The organism is Amycolatopsis sacchari, assembly GCF_900114035.1.
Classification (GTDB): Bacteria; Actinomycetota; Actinomycetes; order Mycobacteriales; family Pseudonocardiaceae; genus Amycolatopsis_E; species Amycolatopsis_E sacchari.
Window position 1 is genome coordinate 20,057 of record NZ_FORP01000017.1, and the last position, 18,385, is coordinate 38,441.

General features: G+C 72.1%; 19 protein-coding genes. 15 read left to right on the top strand and 4 right to left on the bottom strand.

The window, feature by feature from the left end:
* Positions 1-107: 107 nt before the first annotated feature.
* The 3 genes from BMZ92_RS24895 (at position 108) to BMZ92_RS24905 (ending at position 2,196) form a co-directional block, all read left to right on the top strand.
* Positions 108-938, top strand: a complete 831-nt coding sequence (locus BMZ92_RS24895; RefSeq protein WP_091512098.1) for an LLM class flavin-dependent oxidoreductase — start codon at positions 108-110, stop codon at positions 936-938.
* A 161-nt stretch (positions 939-1,099) separates the two neighbouring features.
* Entirely contained in the window at positions 1,100-1,624 is a 525-nt protein-coding gene (locus BMZ92_RS24900) for a hypothetical protein (protein WP_091512099.1), read from the top strand.
* Positions 1,621-2,196 (top strand): hypothetical protein, encoded by a 576-nt coding sequence (locus tag BMZ92_RS24905; RefSeq protein ID WP_143249935.1) that lies wholly within the window; start codon positions 1,621-1,623, stop codon positions 2,194-2,196. The genes BMZ92_RS24900 and BMZ92_RS24905 overlap by 4 nt, the downstream gene beginning before the upstream one ends.
* Positions 2,197-2,200: 4 nt before the next feature.
* On the opposite strand, the gene aroA is transcribed toward BMZ92_RS24905, so the two are convergent.
* Entirely contained in the window at positions 2,201-3,472 is a 1,272-nt protein-coding gene (gene aroA, locus BMZ92_RS24910) for a 3-phosphoshikimate 1-carboxyvinyltransferase (protein ID WP_091512103.1), read from the bottom strand.
* Between the two features lie 97 nt (positions 3,473-3,569).
* Here aroA and BMZ92_RS24915 point away from each other — a divergent pair, with 97 nt between their 5' ends.
* The 9 genes from BMZ92_RS24915 (at position 3,570) to recQ (ending at position 13,292) form a co-directional block, all read left to right on the top strand.
* Positions 3,570-5,267 carry a CTP synthase gene (locus tag BMZ92_RS24915; protein WP_091512105.1) on the top strand — a complete coding sequence of 566 codons (1,698 nt, stop codon included), beginning with the start codon at positions 3,570-3,572 and terminating at the stop codon, positions 5,265-5,267.
* Entirely contained in the window at positions 5,264-5,896 is a 633-nt protein-coding gene (locus BMZ92_RS24920; RefSeq protein ID WP_091512342.1) for an NUDIX domain-containing protein, read from the top strand. Before BMZ92_RS24915 ends, BMZ92_RS24920 begins: the two co-directional genes overlap by 4 nt.
* Positions 5,897-5,968: 72 nt before the next feature.
* On the top strand, positions 5,969-6,871 hold the full coding sequence (gene xerD / locus BMZ92_RS24925) for a site-specific tyrosine recombinase XerD (protein WP_091512344.1): 903 nt from the start codon (positions 5,969-5,971) through the stop codon (positions 6,869-6,871).
* 89 nt (positions 6,872-6,960) lie between these two features.
* The gene (locus BMZ92_RS24930; protein ID WP_091512107.1) at positions 6,961-7,929 is read left to right on the top strand and encodes a ParA family protein; all 969 of its coding nucleotides are present in this window, start codon (positions 6,961-6,963) and stop codon (positions 7,927-7,929) included.
* Positions 7,926-8,318, top strand: a complete 393-nt coding sequence (locus BMZ92_RS24935; RefSeq protein ID WP_091512110.1) for a cobyrinic acid a,c-diamide synthase — start codon at positions 7,926-7,928, stop codon at positions 8,316-8,318. Before BMZ92_RS24930 ends, BMZ92_RS24935 begins: the two co-directional genes overlap by 4 nt.
* A complete protein-coding gene (locus tag BMZ92_RS24940) occupies positions 8,315-9,178 on the top strand; it encodes a segregation and condensation protein A (RefSeq protein WP_091512112.1) in 864 nt (287 codons plus the stop codon). Before BMZ92_RS24935 ends, BMZ92_RS24940 begins: the two co-directional genes overlap by 4 nt.
* Positions 9,179-9,984: 806 nt before the next feature.
* Entirely contained in the window at positions 9,985-10,716 is a 732-nt protein-coding gene (gene scpB, locus BMZ92_RS24945) for an SMC-Scp complex subunit ScpB (protein ID WP_091512347.1), read from the top strand.
* A complete protein-coding gene (locus BMZ92_RS24950) occupies positions 10,706-11,449 on the top strand; it encodes a pseudouridine synthase (RefSeq protein ID WP_091512115.1) in 744 nt (247 codons plus the stop codon). The genes scpB and BMZ92_RS24950 overlap by 11 nt, the downstream gene beginning before the upstream one ends.
* A gap of 25 nt (positions 11,450-11,474) precedes the next feature.
* Positions 11,475-13,292, top strand: coding sequence for a DNA helicase RecQ (gene recQ, locus BMZ92_RS24955; RefSeq protein ID WP_091512117.1), 1,818 nt, complete (start codon positions 11,475-11,477; stop codon positions 13,290-13,292).
* A 3-nt stretch (positions 13,293-13,295) separates the two neighbouring features.
* On the opposite strand, the gene BMZ92_RS24960 is transcribed toward recQ, so the two are convergent.
* From BMZ92_RS24960 to BMZ92_RS24970, 3 genes are read right to left on the bottom strand one after another with little or no spacing between them, the layout of a single operon-like run.
* Positions 13,296-13,673 carry a VOC family protein gene (locus tag BMZ92_RS24960; RefSeq protein ID WP_091512119.1) on the bottom strand — a complete coding sequence of 126 codons (378 nt, stop codon included), beginning with the start codon at positions 13,671-13,673 and terminating at the stop codon, positions 13,296-13,298.
* Positions 13,674-13,729: 56 nt separating this feature from the next.
* Positions 13,730-14,920 carry a cation:proton antiporter gene (locus BMZ92_RS24965; RefSeq protein WP_091512122.1) on the bottom strand — a complete coding sequence of 397 codons (1,191 nt, stop codon included), beginning with the start codon at positions 14,918-14,920 and terminating at the stop codon, positions 13,730-13,732.
* The gene (locus tag BMZ92_RS24970; RefSeq protein WP_091512124.1) at positions 14,921-15,403 is read right to left on the bottom strand and encodes a cation:proton antiporter regulatory subunit; all 483 of its coding nucleotides are present in this window, start codon (positions 15,401-15,403) and stop codon (positions 14,921-14,923) included.
* 133 nt (positions 15,404-15,536) lie between these two features.
* Here BMZ92_RS24970 and cmk point away from each other — a divergent pair, with 133 nt between their 5' ends.
* Genes cmk through der form a run of 3 tightly spaced genes read left to right on the top strand, consistent with a single transcriptional unit; the run spans position 15,537 to position 18,321 of the window.
* Complete coding sequence (gene cmk, locus BMZ92_RS24975; protein WP_091512126.1) at positions 15,537-16,238, top strand: (d)CMP kinase; 702 nt, start codon at positions 15,537-15,539, stop codon at positions 16,236-16,238.
* Positions 16,235-16,894, top strand: coding sequence for a lysophospholipid acyltransferase family protein (locus BMZ92_RS24980; RefSeq protein WP_091512128.1), 660 nt, complete (start codon positions 16,235-16,237; stop codon positions 16,892-16,894). Before cmk ends, BMZ92_RS24980 begins: the two co-directional genes overlap by 4 nt.
* The gene (gene der, locus BMZ92_RS24985; protein ID WP_091512130.1) at positions 16,891-18,321 is read left to right on the top strand and encodes a ribosome biogenesis GTPase Der; all 1,431 of its coding nucleotides are present in this window, start codon (positions 16,891-16,893) and stop codon (positions 18,319-18,321) included. The genes BMZ92_RS24980 and der overlap by 4 nt, the downstream gene beginning before the upstream one ends.
* The last annotated feature ends 64 nt before the right edge of the window (positions 18,322-18,385 follow it).

Here is an 18,385-nt window from a genome sequence, read left to right on the forward strand (position 1 = left end):
ACCACGCTCCGCGGAAGGACGCCGCAGAATCGGAGCACCCGCCACGAGGCGGGACGAGGAGGGGCGGCACGACAACCCGTCCTGCTCGAAAACGGGGGAGTTTCCTCATGTCCGTAGGCCTCGGCCTGCCCATCGCCCGTCCCGAAGCGCTGCTCACCTGGGCCCGTCGCGCCGACGAAGGCCCGTTCACCACACTGGGCCTGCTCGACCGGCTCACGTACGACAACCCGGAGCCGCTCGTCACCCTCGCGACGCTCGCCGGGGCGACCAGCCGCGTCCGGCTGCAGACGGAGGTGCTGCTCGCCCCGCTGCGCGAACCCGTCCTGCTCGCCAAGCAGGCCGCGACCCTCGACCGGCTCTCCGGCGGCCGGTTCACCCTCGGCCTCGGTGTCGGCGGCCGCGCCGACGAGTTCGACCTGGTGGGCGCCGACCTGCGCACGCGTGGTCGGCGGCTCGACGAACAGATGAAGATCATGCGCGACATCTGGGCCGGAGGCCCGGTCGGCCCCGCACCCGCGCGCGAAGGCGGTCCGGAGGTGCTGTTCGGCGCCTTCGCCGAAGCGGCTCTCGACCGCGTCGCGCGCTGGGGCGATGGGTTCCTGTGCGCGGCGCCGATCGCCTGGGCCGCACGGCTGTTCGACCACGTCCGCACGTCCTGGGCCGAAGCGGGGCGCGCCGGGAAGCCGAAGATGGTGGCACAGGTCAACGTCGCACTCGGCGGTGAGTCCACAGTGGACGAAGCGAAGGCGGCTATTGTGGACTACTACGGCTTCGCGGGCGACTTCGCGGCGCAGAACGCCGAGCGGATGCTCACCACCCCCGCCGCGATCCGCGCCGCGGTGGCGGAGTTCACCGCACTCGGCGCCGACGAGGTGATGCTGTACTGCTGGTCGCCCGATGCCGACCAGGTGCACCGCCTCGCCGACGCCGTCGGCTGAGGCGGGTACGCCCGCCGCTGGACAGCGCTCTCGGGTACCAGCCGCTGGCCGCGAGCAGGGTCGCTTGGCCACCCTTGAACGCCTGCGACGAGAAAACGCTCGTCGCGATGCAGGACGGCCTCATCGGATCACCGGCAGCGATTTCCTAAGGGAACCTGACCGTGGCGCTGGCGACCAAGGACGCGAGTACAGCCCAGGTCGTGGGGTTGCGGACGAAGATCTTCAGGACGATCGACAGTGAGGTCTCCTGGATCCTCAACGCAGGTGGGGGCGGTTGTGGCGGCATCGACATCCGGCTTTTCGAAGCCCATCTCGATGAAGGCGGCCGCGTAGTGGACAAAGGAGTCCAGAGCGTGCAGGAAGAACCCGTGGCACCACCGAAGAAACAGCCCTTGGGCACAGGTTTCACCGTCTCGGGCACCGACCAGGCCCAGATCGTGGTGAGGGCTCTTTCCTGTCGCCATTCCTACGCCTGGGAGCTTGAAATCGAATACATCGTCTCCGGTCAGCACTACACCTACTCGGTGGGTACACCGGAGGAACCGCTGATTTCCCTGGGGCACCGGAACCCGAAGACGAAACTGTACGTCGACGACGATTCGTTCGACCAACAGCCGCCCCGTTCCGCTCCCGTCGTGGGTGCGGAACTGCAGGGCGAATCGCAGTGCAGGCCCGGATCGTCATGACCAGGGCGATCCTGGGAGCGAGCCTGCTGCTCGTCCTGGCCGCATGTGGCCACACGGAAAACCCCGGTCCCGCGCCGCTGGACCTGGCGACCGTGGATTGGGCGGAAGCCGTGGTGCCGGGAGATCTCTGCCTCACGCCGCAACCAGTGCAGTTGCACGACGGCACCGCCACGGTCGTCGATGAACAGTGGGGCAACCTCATCTACGGCCTCGGCGACCGCAGGCCCACCTACGGGGACCTCACAGGAGACGGTCTGGAGGAAGCCGGGATCGACGTCTACTGCGTGCCGGAAGGGGCTGGCGGAAGCGCCGTCATCAGCCGAGGGTTTCTCATCTTCGACGGCAGTTCCGGGGTGTACCGGTCGATCGGGGCGATCACCGCGGTCCACCCGCGTGTGCCGGGGCTCGCGCAACCGTTCGTGGAGAGCATCGAGATCGAGCCGGGCCGGATTACGGCTCATGAGAAGTTCTTCGCCGAATCCGACCCGTCCTGCTGCCCGGGCAACGACGCCGTCACGACCTGGACCTTCGACGGAACATCGCTGACACACGGACCGGCCGCCGTCGGCTGAGGCGTCAGCCCAGCAACGCCTGCCAGGTGGCCGTGAACTCGGGGAACGTCTTGCCCACCGTTTCCGGGTCCTCGACCTCCACGCCCGGCACGCGCAGGCCCAGCACGGCCGCCGCCATCACCAGCCGGTGGTCCTCGTAGGTGTGGAACACGCCGCCGTGCAGCGGGGCGGGGGTGATCGCCAGGCCGTCCGCGGTCTCGGTCACCCCCGCGCCCAGCGCGGACAGCTCCGTCGCGAGCGCCGCCAGCCGGTCGGTCTCGTGGCCGCGCAGGTGCGCCACGCCCGAGATCACCGAAGGCCCGTCGCCGAAGCACAGCATCGCCGCGACCACCGGCGTCAGCTCGCCGACCTCGTGCAGGTCCAGCCGCGCGGCGCGGACCTCGCCCGTACCGGTGACGGTCAGGCCGGTCTCGTCCAGCTCCACGCGCTGCCCCAGCTCGGTCAGCAGGCTGCGCAGCCAGTCACCCGGCTGCGTGGTGTGCTGCGGCCAGCCCTCGACGCGCACCGTGCCCCCGGCGACCGCCGCCGCGGCGACGAACGGGGCCGCCGTCGACAGGTCCGGCTCCACCTCGTACTCCGGGCAGCTCAACGCCGTCGCGGGCACGTGGAACTCCACACCGGACCGTTCGGGCGCGGCACCGAAGCGGCGCAAGAGGTCCAGCGTCATCGCGATGTGCGGCTCGCTCGGCGGCGCGTCGCCCACCAGGCGCACCGTCACGCCCGACTCGAACGCCGGCGCGGCCAGCAGCAGCGCCGACAGGAACTGGCTCGACGCGCTGGAGTCCAGCTCGACCTTGCCGCCCGCGATCCCGCCGTGCCCGCGCACCGTGAACGGCGGCGCGCCGCGCCCCTCGTCCTCGACGTCCAGGCCGAGGTCACGCAGCGCCCGCAGCAGCGGCGCGATGGGACGGCGGCGGATCGCCTCGTCCCCGTCGAACAGCACCGGCCGCGAACCCAGGCCCGCCAGCGCCGGGGTGAACCGCGCGACCGTGCCCGCGTTGCCGAGCACCACGGACGCCGGTTCGGTGCCCTCCGGCGCAAGCGGCGAGACGAGGACGTCGTCCCCGCGCCGCTCCACGCCGCCGCCCAGCGCGGTCAGCGCGCCCTGCATCAGCCGGGCGTCGCGGGAGTCGAGCGGCCTGCGCACGAGCGTCGGAGCCGCCGACAGCGCCGCCAGCACGAACGCCCGGTTCGTGATCGACTTCGAGCCGGGGACGCGGACGCTCGCGTCCAGCGGGCCGGGGGCGGTGGGGGCGGTCCAGGTGTTTCCCGACACGACGGGGCCTCTCCTTCGGGCATCGTTCCTGCTCACATCGAACTACGTGGGCGAGGCAGCGGCGCGTCCGGGTCCTCGTGCGATAAGGTGGAAGCCCGTGGGACTTCAGCCGCGGACAGCCAAGTACGTCTTTGTCACCGGAGGCGTCGCCTCCTCCCTGGGTAAGGGACTCACGGCCTCGAGCCTGGGTCAACTCCTTACCGCGCGTGGCCTCCGGGTCACGATGCAGAAACTCGACCCGTACCTCAACGTCGACCCCGGGACGATGAACCCGTTCCAGCACGGCGAGGTGTTCGTGACCGAGGACGGGGCCGAGACCGACCTCGACATCGGGCACTACGAGCGGTTCCTCGACCGCGACCTCACCGGATCGGCGAACGTCACCACGGGCCAGGTCTACTCCGAGGTCATCGCCAAGGAACGGCGCGGTGAGTACCTCGGCGACACCGTCCAGGTCATCCCGCACATCACCGACGAGATCAAGCGGCGCATCATGGCGGTCGCGGAGTCCGACGGCACCGGCCAGCGGCCCGACGTGGTCATCACCGAGGTCGGCGGCACCGTCGGCGACATCGAGTCCCTGCCGTTCCTGGAGGCCTGCCGCCAGGTGCGGCACGAGATCGGCCGCGACAACTGCTTCTTCCTGCACGTGTCGCTGGTGCCCTACCTGGCCCCCTCCGGCGAGCTGAAGACCAAGCCCACCCAGCACTCCGTGGCCGCGCTGCGCAACATCGGCATCCAGCCCGACGCGCTGGTGTGCCGCGCCGACCGCGACCTGCCCGACGACCTCAAGCGCAAGATCGGGCTGATGTGCGACGTCGACACCGAGGCCGTCATCGCGTGCCCCGACGCGTCGTCCATCTACGACATCCCGAAGGTGCTGCACCGCGAGGCGCTGGACGCCTACGTCGTGCGCCGCCTCGACCTGCCCTTCCGCGACGTGGACTGGACGGTGTGGGGCGACCTGCTCGACCGCGTGCACAACCCGTCCGAGACCGTCCGGATCGCGCTGGTGGGCAAGTACATCGACCTGCCCGACGCCTACCTGTCGGTCACCGAGGCGCTGCGCGCGGGCGGCTTCGCCCACCGCGCCAAGGTCGAGATCAAGTGGGTCGCCTCCGACCTCGCGACCACGCCGTCCGGCGCCGCGCAGGCCCTGTCCGATGTGGACGGTGTGCTCGTGCCGGGCGGGTTCGGCGTGCGCGGGATCGAGGGCAAGATCGGCGCCATCACCTACGCCCGCACGCGCGGCATCCCGGTGCTGGGCCTGTGCCTCGGCCTGCAGTGCATGGTGATCGAGGCGGCGCGCAACCTCGCGGGCATCGAGGGCGCCAACTCGGCGGAGTTCGACGAGGGCACCAAGCACGCCGTGATCTCCACGATGGCAGACCAGAAGGACGTCATCGCGGGCGAGCGCGACATGGGCGGCACGATGCGCCTGGGCGCGTACCCGGCGAAGCTGCTGCCCGGCTCGCAGGTGGCGAAGGCCTACGCCAGCACGAACGTGTCCGAGCGGCACCGGCACCGCTACGAGGTCAACAACTTCTACCGCAAGCAGCTGGCCGACGCGGGCCTGGTGTTCTCCGGCACCTCCCCGGACGACCGGCTGGTGGAGTTCGTGGAGCTGCCGGAGGAGGTGCACCCGTTCTTCGTCGGCACGCAGGCGCACCCCGAGCTGAAGAGCCGCCCGACCCGGCCGCACCCGCTGTTCGACGCGTTCATCGCCGCCGCCGTGAAGTACCGCACCGCCGACCGGCTGCCGGTCGAGCTGCCCGAGCCCACGGGCGTGCGCTGATGGCGCCGGGGGAGCACGAGTTCGAGGTCGTGTCCTCCCAGGACGTCCACATCGGACACGTGGTGGGGCTGCGGGTCGACGACGTGCGCATGCCGGGCGGCTCCGTCGCCAAGCGCGAGGTGGTCGAGCACCTCGGCGCCGTCGCGATCTGCGCGGTCGACGACGAGGGCGCGGTGACGCTGATCCACCAGTACCGGCACCCGCTGGGCCGCCGCATCTGGGAGCTGCCCGCCGGGTTGCTCGACGCCGAGGGCGAGTCCCCGGTGGAGGCGGCGAAGCGGGAGCTGGTCGAGGAGGCGGGCGTCGAGGCCGAGCGCTGGGAGACGCTCGTCGACGTCGCGGCGTCGCCGGGGTTCACCGACGAGGTGGTGCGGGTGTTCCTCGCCCGCGGGGTGTCCGAAGTGGACCGCGCGGAGCTGGGGCACGACGACGAGGAAGCCGATCTCGTGGTGCACAAGGTGCCGCTCGCCGAGGCGGTGCGCATGGCGCTGGCCGGGGAACTGGTCAACGGCGCCACCGTCGCCGGTGTGCTCGCCGCGCACGCGGTGCTGACGGGCGCGGCGGCTGCCCGCCCGGCCGACGCGGAGTGGCGAGACCGTCCCCACACCTTCGCGAAGCGCTCTCGGTAACCGTTCCGCTACCGCTGTCACCCGGCTAGGGTGGCGCGCGTGGCGAACTCGGGCGGTCTCCCGGTGACCCAGGTGGTCGCGGCCTACCTCGATCACCTGGCGGTCGAGCGGGGGACCGCCCGCAACACGCTGGACAGCTACGCGCGCGACCTCCGCCGCTACGCCGCCCACCTCGAGCGGCAGGGCGTCACCGACTTCCGGCGGATCACCGAAGCCGAGGTGACGGGCTTCGGCGCGGCGCTGCGCGAGGGCGACGACGAGCACCCGCCGCTCGCCGCGTCCTCCGCCGCGCGGGCCCTCGTCGCGGTGCGCGGGCTGCACCGCTTCGCCCACGTCGACGGCCTCACCGAGGACGACCCGGCGCGCGAGGTCCGGCCGCCCGCGGCGGCGAAACGGCTGCCGAAGGCGCTGCCGGTGGACGACGTGCTGCGGCTGCTCGACATGCCCGCCGCCGACGGCGAACGCCCGCTGCGCGACCGCGCGCTGCTGGAGCTGCTGTACTCCACCGGTGCCCGGATCTCCGAAGCCGTCGGGCTCGACCTCGGCGACATCGACCGGACCGAGCGCACCGTCCTGCTCGACGGCAAGGGCGGCAAACAGCGGCTGGTGCCCATCGGCAGGCCGGCCGTCGAGGCGCTGGAGGCCTACCTCGTGCGCTCCCGCCCGGTGCTCGCTTCGCGGGGCAGGGGGACGGCTGCGCTGTTCCTCAACGCGCGCGGCACCCGCCTTTCGCGGCAGAGCGCGTGGCAGGTGCTGAAGACGAACGCGGAACGCGCCGGGCTGTCCGCCAGCGTCTCGCCGCACACGCTGCGTCACTCCTTCGCGACCCATCTGCTGGAGGGCGGTGCGGACGTCCGGGTGGTCCAGGAGCTGCTCGGGCACGCTTCGGTGACCACGACCCAGGTCTACACCCTCGTCACGGTGAACACGCTCCGTGAGATATATGCTACGGCTCATCCTCGAGCGCTCGGGTAGAACCCGAACGATCTCGGCGAGCCGCTTTGGCGACAATCGCCCCGCGCAATAGGCTTCAGCGGACCCGTCGAACGAGGAGTTTTCGCGCCATGTCGACAGAGCAGCAGCCATCGGACCGGACGGTCGCTGCCAGGTCGGCGGCCGCGAACCTTGATTTGAAGATCGCGACAGAGGGAGAGCCCGAGGCTGTGGACACGGCCGTGCAGCCCGGCAAGGTGAACGGGAAACCACTGGTGGGACCGACCGGCAGACCGCTGCGGGAGATACCGGACCCACCGCTGCTCGACAAGCACGGTCCCGCGACCGTGCTCGCGATGTGCAACCAGAAGGGCGGGGTCGGCAAGACCACCTCGACGATCAACCTCGGCGCCGCGCTGGCCGAGTACGGCCGCCGCGTGCTGCTGGTCGACTTCGACCCGCAGGGCGCGCTGTCGGTGGGCCTCGGCGTGCAGCCGCACGAGCTGGACCGCACCGTCTACAACGCGATCATGGAACGCTCCGTGACCGCCGACGACGTGCTGCGCCACACCAGCGTCGAGGGCATGGACCTGCTGCCGAGCAACATCGACCTGTCTGCCGCCGAGGTGCAGCTCGTCGCCGAGGTCGGGCGCGAGCACACGTTGCTCCGGGTCCTGCAACCGGTGCTGTCGGGCTACGACTATGTTCTGGTCGACTGCCAGCCATCGCTCGGGTTGCTCACGGTGAACGCGCTCACGGCCGCCGACGGCGTGATCATCCCGCTGGAGTGCGAGTTCTTCAGCCTGCGTGGCGTGGCTTTGTTGATCGACACGATCGAGAAGGTACGCGAGCGCTTGAACCCCAAACTGGACATCACCGGCATCCTCGCCACCATGTTCGACCCCCGCACCCTCCATTCGAGAGAGGTCATGGCGCGGGTCGTGGAGGCGTTCGGTGAAACCGTGTTCGACACGGTCATCAACCGCACCGTGCGGTTCCCCGAGACCACCGTGGCGGGTGAGCCGATCACCCGCTGGGCGCCCAAGTCCGCCGGCGCGATGGCGTATCGCGCGCTGGCCCGCGAGGTGATCGCTCGGTGAGCAGGCGAGCCTCCCTGCCCGGGGCCTCGGAACTCTTCCGCCTGACCAGCAGTCCCGCGCTCGAGCCCGTGCCGGCCCCGTCCGCGCCGGAGAAGCCCGCGGACCCGCAGCGGGACCAGCTCGGCCGCGCCGCGACGCGGCGGGGGTCCGGACGGCAGAAGCACGACTCGAAGATCACCGTGTACGTCTCGGGTGACGAACTGGTCGCGATGGAACAGGCGCGGCTCGCGCTGCGCGCCCAGCACGGACTGGTGATCGACCGCGGGCGCCTGGTGCGCGAGGCGGTCGCGGTGCTGCTCGCCGACTTCGAGCAGCACGGGCCGGACTCGGTGCTGGTGCAGCGGTTGCGGGAGCACGAGTTCGACAGTGAGGAAGCCACCGGGTCGTGACCAGTCCAGGGGAACCGGCTCAGGCTGCTGAGCCGGAGCCCGGGGCCGAAGAGAGCCCGGCTGCGAAGTTCAAGGTGCGCCTGTCGAACTTCGAGGGGCCCTTCGACCTGCTGCTGCAGCTCATCTCGCAGCACCAGCTCGACGTCACCGAGGTCGCGCTGCACCAGGTCACCGACGACTTCATCGCCTACACGCGGGCGCTGGGGGCGGACTGGGACCTGGACGAGACCACGGAGTTCCTCGTCGTCGCGGCCACGCTGCTCGACCTCAAGGCCGCGCGGCTGCTGCCCGCGGCCGAGGTCGAGGACGAGGAGGACCTCGCGCTGCTGGAGGCGCGGGACCTGCTGTTCGCGCGCATCCTGCAGTACCGGGCGTACAAGCAGGTGGCGGAGCTGTTCGCCGAGCTGGAGGCCGGGGCGCTGCGCCGGTACCCGCGCTCGGTGGCGATGGAGGAGCGGTACCTCGGGTTGCTGCCGGAGGTCATGCTGGGGGTGAGCCCGGAGAAGTTCCGGGAGATCGCGCTGGCGGTGTTCCGGCCGAAGCCGCCGCCCACGGTGTCGCTCGACCACCTGCACATGGGCCGCGTGTCGGTGCGCGAGCACGCGGCGGTGCTGCGGGTGCGGCTGGCGTCCGCCGGGACCGCGACCTTCGGCGAGCTGGTTTCGGACTGCGAGCACACCATCGAGGTGGTGGCCCGGTTCCTGGCGCTGCTGGAGTTGTACCGGGAGGCCTCGGTGCAGTTCGAGCAGGCCGAGGCGCTGGGGGCGCTCACCGTGCGGTGGACGGGCGGGTCGGTGGAGAAGGCGGCGGAAGCGGCCGAGGCCGACCGGGCCCGCGCTGAGGAAGAGGAGTACGGGTGAACCCGGAGGAACGACCGGTGGATCTGGACGCGCTCGGCGCGCCGGGTGGGGCGCCGGAGGCGGTGGAGCCGGAGGCGGAGCCGGTGGAGGCGGTGGCGGTGGAGCCGCAGGCGATGGCCGCGGAGCCGGAGGCGCGCGGCGCGGTGCCGGAGGCGGTGGAGGCGGAGCCGGAGGCGGCGGCCGCAGAGCCGGAGGCGACGGCCGCAGAGCCGGAGGCGCGCGGCGCGGAGGCGGAGCCGCGGGCGGAGGCGCCCGGCGCGCAGGCCGCGGAGCGGGGGCCGGAGGCGCCCGGCGCGCAGGCGCAGGCCGGTGCCGACCCCGCGGAGCGGGAGCCGGAGGTGGAGCCCGCGGAGCCGGAGGCGGCGGCACCTGGCGGGGCGCCCGCGGAGCGGGAGCCGGAGGTGCTTGGTGCGGTGGCGGCCGGGGAGCGGCAGGTCGAGCCGGAGGCGGAGCCCGCGGAGCGGCGCGAGGCGGCGCCTGGCGGGGCGCCCATGGCGCCCGCAGAACGGCGCGACGAGGCTGGGCCGGAGGCGCGCGGCGCGGACGCTGCGGCGCCTGGCACGGAGGCGGAGGCAGAGGCCGGTGCCGACCCCGCGGAGCGGGGGCCGGAGGCGGAGGCTGCGCAGGCGGCGGCGCCCGGCGGGGCGCTCGCGGAGCGGAGCGCGGCGGCGGAGGCCTCCGAGCCGACCGAAGCGACCGGTCACGGCGAGGCGACCGAGCCCGCCGAGGCGATCCTGCCCAGCGAAGCCTCGGAGCCGAATGAAGCTGCGGAATCGGCCGGAGCCTTCGCGTCCGGCGAAGTCGCCATGCCCAGCGAAGCCTCCGAGCCGCCCGAAGCTGCGGAACCGGCCGAAGCCCCCGCCCCTGGCGAAGCCCCCGAACCGGGCGAGGTGCCCGGCGAAGCCGCCCTGCCCACCGAAGCCAACCCCGGAGACGACGACACCCCCGACGACACCCCCGAGGACACCACCTTCACCCTCGACCGGTCCCCCGATCTCACCTCCGACGAGGCCCTCGAGGCGGCACTGGAGGCGCTCCTGCTCGTCGTCGACTCGCCTGCCAGTGAGGAGTCGCTCGCCGAGGCGGTGGACCAGTCGGTCTCGCGCGTGGCGCAGACCCTGCGCACCATGTCCGAACGCCTCACCGCCCGGGGCAGCGGCATCGACCTGCGACGCGTCGGCGAGGGGTGGCGGTTCTTCACCCGGGACACCTACGCCCCCTTCGTCGAGAAGCTCCTCCTCGACGGCCAGCGTTCCAAGCTCACGCGCGCCGCGCTGGAGACGCTCGCCGTCATCGCCTACCGCCAGCCCGTCACGCGCTCGCGCGTCGCGGCCGTGCGGGGCGTCAACGTCGACGGCGTGATCCGCACCCTCCTCGCCCGCGGTCTGATCGAGGAGGCCGGAACCGACCCGGAGACGGGTGGCACCCTGTATGTCACCACAGAATTGTTCCTCGAGCGGCTCGGGCTCGCGTCGTTGCACGACCTGCCCCCGATCGCCCCGTTGCTACCGGAAGTGGACGCGATCGATGACATCTGACGAATCACCCGAAGGCGTGCGCCTGCAGAAGGTGCTGGCCAAGGCGGGCGTCGCCTCGCGGCGCGCCGCCGAGGAACTGATCGTGCAGGGCCGGGTGAGCGTCGACGGCAAGACCGTGCGGGAACTCGGCCGCCGCGTGGACCCCGACAAGGCGGTCATCCACGTCGACGGCACGCGCGTGATCCTGCGCGAGGACCTCGTCTACTACGCCCTCAACAAACCCAAGGGCGTGCACAGCACCATGGACGACGAGCAGGGCCGCCCCTGCGTCGGCGACTACGTGCGCGACCGCGCCGAGCGGCTGTTCCACGTGGGCCGCCTGGACGCCGAGACCGAGGGCCTGCTGCTGCTCACCAACGACGGCGACCTCGCGCACCGCCTGATGCACCCCTCCTACCACGTGCCCAAGACCTACCTCGCCGAGGTCGACGGCCTCGTCGCGCGCGGCCTCGGCAAACAGCTGCGCGCGGGCGTCGAGCTGGAGGACGGGCCGGTCAAGGTCGACGCGTTCCGGGTCAAGGACATGCAGGCCGGGCGCTCCCTGGTCGAGGTGGTGCTGCACGAGGGGCGCAAGCACATCGTGCGGCGGCTGCTGGCCGAGGTGGGCCACCCGGTCCGCAGCCTCGTGCGCACGGCGGTCGGCGAGGTGCAGCTCGGCAGCCAGAAGCCCGGCACCCTGCGCCGCCTGACCCGCCAGGAGGTCGGCAGCCTCTACCGCGCGGTCAACCTCTGACGGTGGCCGCCGCTACCATCGCCGGGTGACTTCCACCGAAACCGAGGCACTCGGCGTGCTGCGGCGCGTCTTCGGCTACGACTCCTTCCGGGGTGAGCAGGAGGCGATCGTCGAGCACGTCATCGGCGGCGGCGACGCCCTCGTGCTGATGCCGACCGGCGGCGGGAAGTCGCTGTGCTACCAGATCCCGTCGCTGGTGCGGCCGGGCGTCGGCGTGGTGATCTCGCCATTGATCGCGCTCATGCAGGACCAGGTGGACGCGTTGCGCGCGCTGGGCGTGCGGGCCGGGTTCCTGAACTCGACGCAGGACCACCAGCAGCGCCGCGAGGTCGAGCAGGCGTTCCTCGCCGGTGAGCTGGACCTGCTCTACCTCGCGCCGGAGCGGCTGCGGCTGGAGTCGACCGCCGAGCTGCTCGGCCGCGGCAAGGTCGCGTTGTTCGCCATCGACGAGGCGCACTGCGTCTCCCAGTGGGGGCACGACTTCCGGCCGGACTACCTCGCGTTGTCCGAGCTGCACGAGCGCTGGCCGGACATCCCGCGCATCGCGCTGACGGCCACCGCGACGGAGGCGACGCACGCGGAGATCGCCACGCGGCTGAACCTCACCGAGGCGCGGCACTTCGTGGCGAGCTTCGACCGGCCCAACATCCAGTACCGGATCGTGCCGAAGAACAGCCCGCAGAAGCAGCTGCTGGAGCTGTTGCGCACCGAGCACGCGGGGGACTCGGGCATCGTCTACTGCCTGTCGCGCGCGTCGGTGGAGAAGACGGCGGACTTCCTGGTGCAGAACGGGATCCCGGCGCTGCCGTACCACGCGGGGCTGGATTCGCGGACGCGTGCGGCCAACCAGGCGCGGTTCCTGCGCGAGGACGGGCTGGTCGTCGTCGCGACGATCGCGTTCGGCATGGGGATCGACAAGCCGGACGTGCGGTTCGTGGCGCACCTCGACCTGCCGAAGTCCGTGGAGGGCTACTACCAGGAGACGGGCCGCGCGGGCCGGGACGGGCTGCCGTCGACCGCGTGGCTGGCGTACGGGCTGCAGGACGTCGTGCAGCAGCGCAAGATGATCGACACCTCCGAGGGCGACGCGGCGCACCGCCGTCGGCTGAGCACGCACCTCGACGCGATGCTGGCGCTGTGCGAAACCGTCAATTGCCGCCGCGTGCAGCTGCTGAACTACTTCGGGCAGTCCGGTGAGCCGTGCGGCAACTGCGACACGTGCCTCGCGCCGCCGGAATCGTGGGACGGCACGGTGGCGGCGCAGAAACTCCTGTCCACTGTGTACCGGCTGCAGCACGAGCGGCGGCAGAAGTTCGGTGCGGGGCAGATCATCGACATCCTGCTCGGCAAGCGCACCCCGAAGGTCACGCAGCACCGGCACGACGAGCTGACCGTGTTCGGCGTCGGCGCGGAGCTGGGCGAGGGCGAGTGGCGCGGGGTCATCCGGCAGCTGCTGGCGCAGGGCCTGCTCGCCGTGGAGGGCGACTACGGCACGCTGGTGCTCACCGAGGCGAGCGGCGAGGTGCTGGGCCGCAAACGCGAGGTGCGCCTGCGCCGCGAGGTGAAGCGCGAACGCGCCCCGCGCGAGGCGAAGCCGAAGACCGCCGCCGCGGACCTGCCCGCCGAGGCGGCGCCGCTGTTCGAGCGGCTGCGGGAATGGCGTGCCGTGACGGCGAAGGACCAGGGTATCCCGGCGTACGTCGTATTCCACGACGCGACCCTGCGGCAGATCGCGACCCAGCGGCCGTCGACCCTCGCCGAGCTCGGCGGGGTCAGCGGCGTGGGGGAGAACAAGCTCGCCCGGTACGGCGAGCAGATCCTCGAGGTGCTCGCGGCGGAGTGAGGCTCAGCCGCCGTAGGGGCGGGTGATGATCTCCAGCTGGTGGTTGTCGGGGCTGGCCCAGTAGACGCCGCGGCCGCCGTCGTTGTGGTTGATCTCGCCCGCCTGCCTGCGGAACGGATCGGCCCAGTACTCCAGGCTCCTGCTGGTGATCCGCTCGAAGATGCGGTCGAACTCGTCCTCGCTGACGAGGAACGCGTAGTGCTGCGGGTGCACGGGCCCGTCGACCTCGACCACGTCGAGCGAGACCTCGTTGTCCGTCTGCAGGACGAGGAACGGCCCGTACGGCTTCGGTTCCGGCAGGCCCAGGATCTCCGCGAAGAACGTGGCGGTGGCCCGCCGGTCGGTGGCCTCGACGATCGTGTGGTTCAACTGCACGGACATGACGCGGCTCCTTCCGGTCTCCTCCTGCCGATCGTCCTCTCCCGCGGCGGCCGGGGCTAGCTCGCCGTCGCGGTCTCCGTGCGCGTCGCCTTGCGTTGGAGCGCCTTGGCGATCGGCTCCACGATGCGGGCCGCCGTCGGGCCGAGGATCGCCATCAGCAGGACGTACGCCGTGGCCAGTGCCGCCAGTTCGTCGGTCACCGCGCCCGCCGTCACCGCCAGGCCCGCGATCACGATCGAGAACTCGCCCCGCGCCACCAGCGCCGCACCGGCCCTGGCGCGGCCCAGCTTCCCGACCCCCTGGCGCCGGGCGGCCCACCAGCCCGTGGCCACCTTCGTGGCCGTCGTGACGACCGCCAGCACCACCGCCCAGCCCAGCACGGGCGGGATCGACGCGGGGTTGGTGTTGAGCCCGAACACCACGAAGAACACCGCGGCGAACAGGTCCCGCAGCGGCTCCAGCAGGTGCGTGGCGTTCTCGGCCGTGGACCCGGAGATCGCGATGCCCAGCAGGAACGCGCCCACCGCGGCCGACACCTGCATCGCCGACGCGAGCCCCGCCACGAGCAGCGCCGCGCCCAGCACCTTGAGCAGGAACACCTCGCGGTCGTCGGAGTCGACGATCGCCGAGACGTAGCGGCCGAACTTCAGCGCGATCACCAGCACCACGGTGATCACCAGCAGCGAGATGCCCACCGCCTCCATGCCGCCGAGCAGGCTCACGCCCCCGAGCACGGCGGTGAGGATCGGCAGGTACAGCGCCATCGCCAGGTCCTCGAACACCAGGATCGACAGCACGACCGGCGTCTCCCGGTTACCGAGCCGCCCGAGGTCGCCGAGGACCTTCGCGATGATGCCGGAGGAGGAGATGTAGGTGACGCCCGCCATCACCATCGCGCCCACCACACCCCAGCCCAGCAGCAGCGCGACGAGTGCCCCCGGCGCGGCGTTCAGGACGATGTCCAGCACGCCGGCCAGCCACGAGCGCTTGAGGCCGGTGAACAGCTCGGCCGCCGAGTACTCCAGCCCCAGCAGCAACAGCAGCAGCACGACGCCGATCTCGCTGGCGAGGTGCGTGAAACCGCCGATGTCCTGCAGCGGGATGAGCCCGCCCTGGCCGAAGGCGAGCCCGCCCAGCAGGTACAGCGGGATGGGCGACATGCCGACGCGCCCGGCGAGCCTGCCGAGCACGCCGAGTGCGAAGAAGACGGCGCCGAGTTCGATGAGGGAGAGCGCGGTGTGGTCCATTTATCCGTTCTTCAGGATCTTCTGGGCGTTCTCGAGGCCTTCGGCGGTGCCGACGGCCACGAGCAGGTCGCCCGCGGTGAACGTGAACTCCGGCGTGGGGGACGGGTGCACCTGCCCGGCGCGCATCACCGCGACGACGGACACGCCGGTGCGCGTGCGCAGCGCGGTGTCACCGAGCGTCCTGCCGTCGAAGGGCGCGTTCGCCTTGATCGGCAGCTGCCGCGTGTTGATGCCGGGCACCTCGCGGTGCTCCTCGGTCAGCTGCGCGACGAGCTGGGGCGCGCCCAGCAGGTTCGCCAGCGCGCCCGCCTCGTCGACGGTCAGCGGCAGCGACGCGAGGCAGGCGTCGGGGTCGTCGGACTTGGACACGATCAGCTCGATCTGCCCGTCGCGGTGCGTCACCACGCCCACCCGCCGGCCGTTGCGGATGGCGAAGTCCTTGCGCACCCCGATGCCGGGGAGGGGAGTCACTTCCACGTTCACGCCTACCCACGCTACCTGTTTTGCCCGTTTCGGCCCGGTGGGGGGAAGCAGCCGCCAGCCAGGCAGAATGGCAGGCGGTGTGCAACGGCTTCGGGAGGCGAGGAGAGCAGTGGGAGCGGGAGCCCTACGGGGAGTGGTCGCGCTGGACGGTCCGTCCGGGACCGGGAAGACCACGGTCGCGCGCAAGCTCGCCCAGCGCCTGAGTGCCGGTTACCTCGACACCGGGGCGATGTACCGGGTGATCACGCTCGCCGTCCTGCGCGCGGGCGTGGACCCGGCCGACGCCGCGGCCGTGACGGCGGTGGCGAAGGACACGGAGTTCAGCGTCGGCACCGACCCGGAGCGGCCGAGCGTCGCACTGGGCGCGGAGGACGTGTCCGCCGCGATCCGCGGCAACGACATCAACCACGCCGTGTCGCCGGTGTCGGCCGTGCCCGCCGTGCGGGAGCTGCTGGTCGCCCGGCAGCGCCGGATCATCGACGAGGTGCTGGCCGTCGTCGGTGGCATCGTCGTCGAGGGCAGGGACATCGGCACGGTCGTCGCGCCGGACGCCCCGCTCAAGGTCTTCCTCACCGCCTCGCCCGAGGTCCGCGCCGCGCGCCGCAGCGCGCAGGACACCGCCGCCGGCCGGGAGAGCAGCCAGGCCGACGCCCGCGCCTCGGTGGACCGGCGCGACCGGCTGGACTCCAGCCGCGCCGCGTCGCCGCTGCGGCCCGCCGAGGACGCCGTGCACCTGGACACCTCGGAACTGGAGATCGACCAGGTGATCGTCGCGCTGCGGGAGCTGGCGGACCACCGCGGGCTGCTCGACTGCGCCGCGGAGGCCACGCGGTGAGTGCCACGGGCCTGCCCGAAGGCGCGTCCGGCAGGCTGCACGACTTCAGCCGGGTGCTGGGCAAGGTGCTGTTCCGGCCCGCCTACCGGATCCGGATCCGCGGGCTGGAGCGCGTGCCGCGCACCGGCGGGGTGCTGCTCGTCGCCAACCACAGCTCGATGGTCGAACCGCAGCTCATCTTCGGAATGCTGCCGCGGCGCTCGGTGTTCCTCGTCAAGGAGGAGATGTTCTCAGGGGCCGTGGGGTGGTTCCTCCGGCGGATCGGCCAGGTGCCGGTCCGCCGGGGTGAACCCGACCGGGCGCCGCTGCTGACGTTGTCGCGGATCCTGCGCGAAGGCGGGCTCGTCGGGGTGTTCCCCGAGGGCACGCGGGGCGACGGGGACGTGACGACGGCCGAGCGCGGCGCGGCGTGGCTCCTGCGGGGCGCGGACGCCGTGGTGCTGCCGGTCGCGGTCCGCGGCACGCGACGGCCGCCTGGTAGCGGGCGCCGCTTCCGGCCCCGGGTGGACGTGCTGGTCGGGGAGCCGTTCCGGCTCGACGTCGGCAAGGGCCGCACCGGGCTGACCGAAGCCACCGAAAGGGTGCGCGGCGAACTCGCCGCGCTCGTGCGCGAGCTGGACGACCAGCGGGCGCGGACAGAGAAAGCGAAGGCATGACAGAGGTAGACGGGGCCGACGGCTCCTGGTCGGACGAGGCCGAGTTCGCCGCGCTCGACGCGCAGGTCGAGGACGCGGCGGCCGACGAGGAAACGCTGCTGGCCCAGCCGGTGCTGGCGGTGGTCGGCCGTCCCAACGTGGGCAAGTCCACGCTGGTCAACCGCATCCTGGGGCGGCGCGAGGCCGTCGTGCAGGACGTGCCGGGCGTGACACGGGACCGTGTGGCCTACGACGCGCTGTGGAACGGCCGCCGGTTCACCGTGGTCGACACGGGTGGCTGGGAGCCGGGCGCGAGCGGGCTGCAGGGCGCGGTCGCGGCGCAGGCGGAGCTGGCCATGGCCACCGCGGACGCGGTGCTGCTCGTCGTGGACGCCTCCGTCGGGGCGACCACGACGGACGAGGCGGTCGCGAAGGTGCTGCGCCGGTCCAAGCGGCCGGTGCTGCTGGCCGCGAACAAGGTGGACGACAACCGGCTGATACCCGACGTGGCGTCGCTGTGGTCGCTGGGTCTCGGCGAGCCGATGCCGGTCAGCGCGCTGCACGGCCGCAGCTCGGGCGACCTGCTCGACGCGATCGTCAAGGCGCTGCCGGAAGCGCCGCGGGACGGCGAGCGCACGGCGGGGCCGCGGCGCGTGGCGCTCGTCGGCAAGCCGAACGTGGGCAAGTCGAGCCTGCTCAACAAGCTCACCGGCGAGGAGCGCTCGGTCGTCGACTCGGTGGCGGGCACGACCGTCGACCCGGTGGACTCGCTCGTCGAGCTGGACGGGCAGACGTGGCGGTTCGTGGACACCGCGGGCCTGCGCAAGCGCGTGCACACCGCGAGCGGCACCGAGTACTACGCGTCGCTGCGCACGAAGGCCGCGATCGACTCCGCCGAGGTCGCGATCGTGCTGCTGGACGCGAGCGAACCACTGTCCGAACAGGACCTGCGGGTGCTGACCATGGTCGTCGAGGCCGGGCGCGCGTGCGTGCTGGCGTTCAACAAGTGGGACCTCGTCGACGAGGACCGGCGGCACCAGCTGGAGCGGGAACTGGACCGCGGCCTGGTGCGTGTGCCGTGGGCGCAGAAGGTGAACATCTCCGCGCTGACCGGGCGTTCGGTGCGCAAGCTCGCCCCGGCGCTGCGCACGGCGCTGGAGTCGTGGGACCGCCGCGTGTCCACCGGGCAGCTCAACAGCTGGCTGTCGGAGCTGATCGCGGCCACCCCGCCGCCCGTGCGGGGCGGCAAGCAGCCGAAGGTGCTGTTCGCGACGCAGGCCGCGATCCGGCCGCCGACGCTCGTGTTGTTCACCACCGGTTTCCTGGAGGCGGGCTACCGCCGCTTCATCGAGCGGAAGTTCCGCGAGCGCTTCGGTTTCGAGGGCAGCCCGGTGCGGATCAACGTCCGGGTGCGCGAGAAGAAGGCCCGCGGCAAGAAGGGCAAGTGACCGCCCCGCGATCTTGAGTTCACCTTCCGGTAAACTGGACGGTCGCACCGGGCGCCTCACCGCA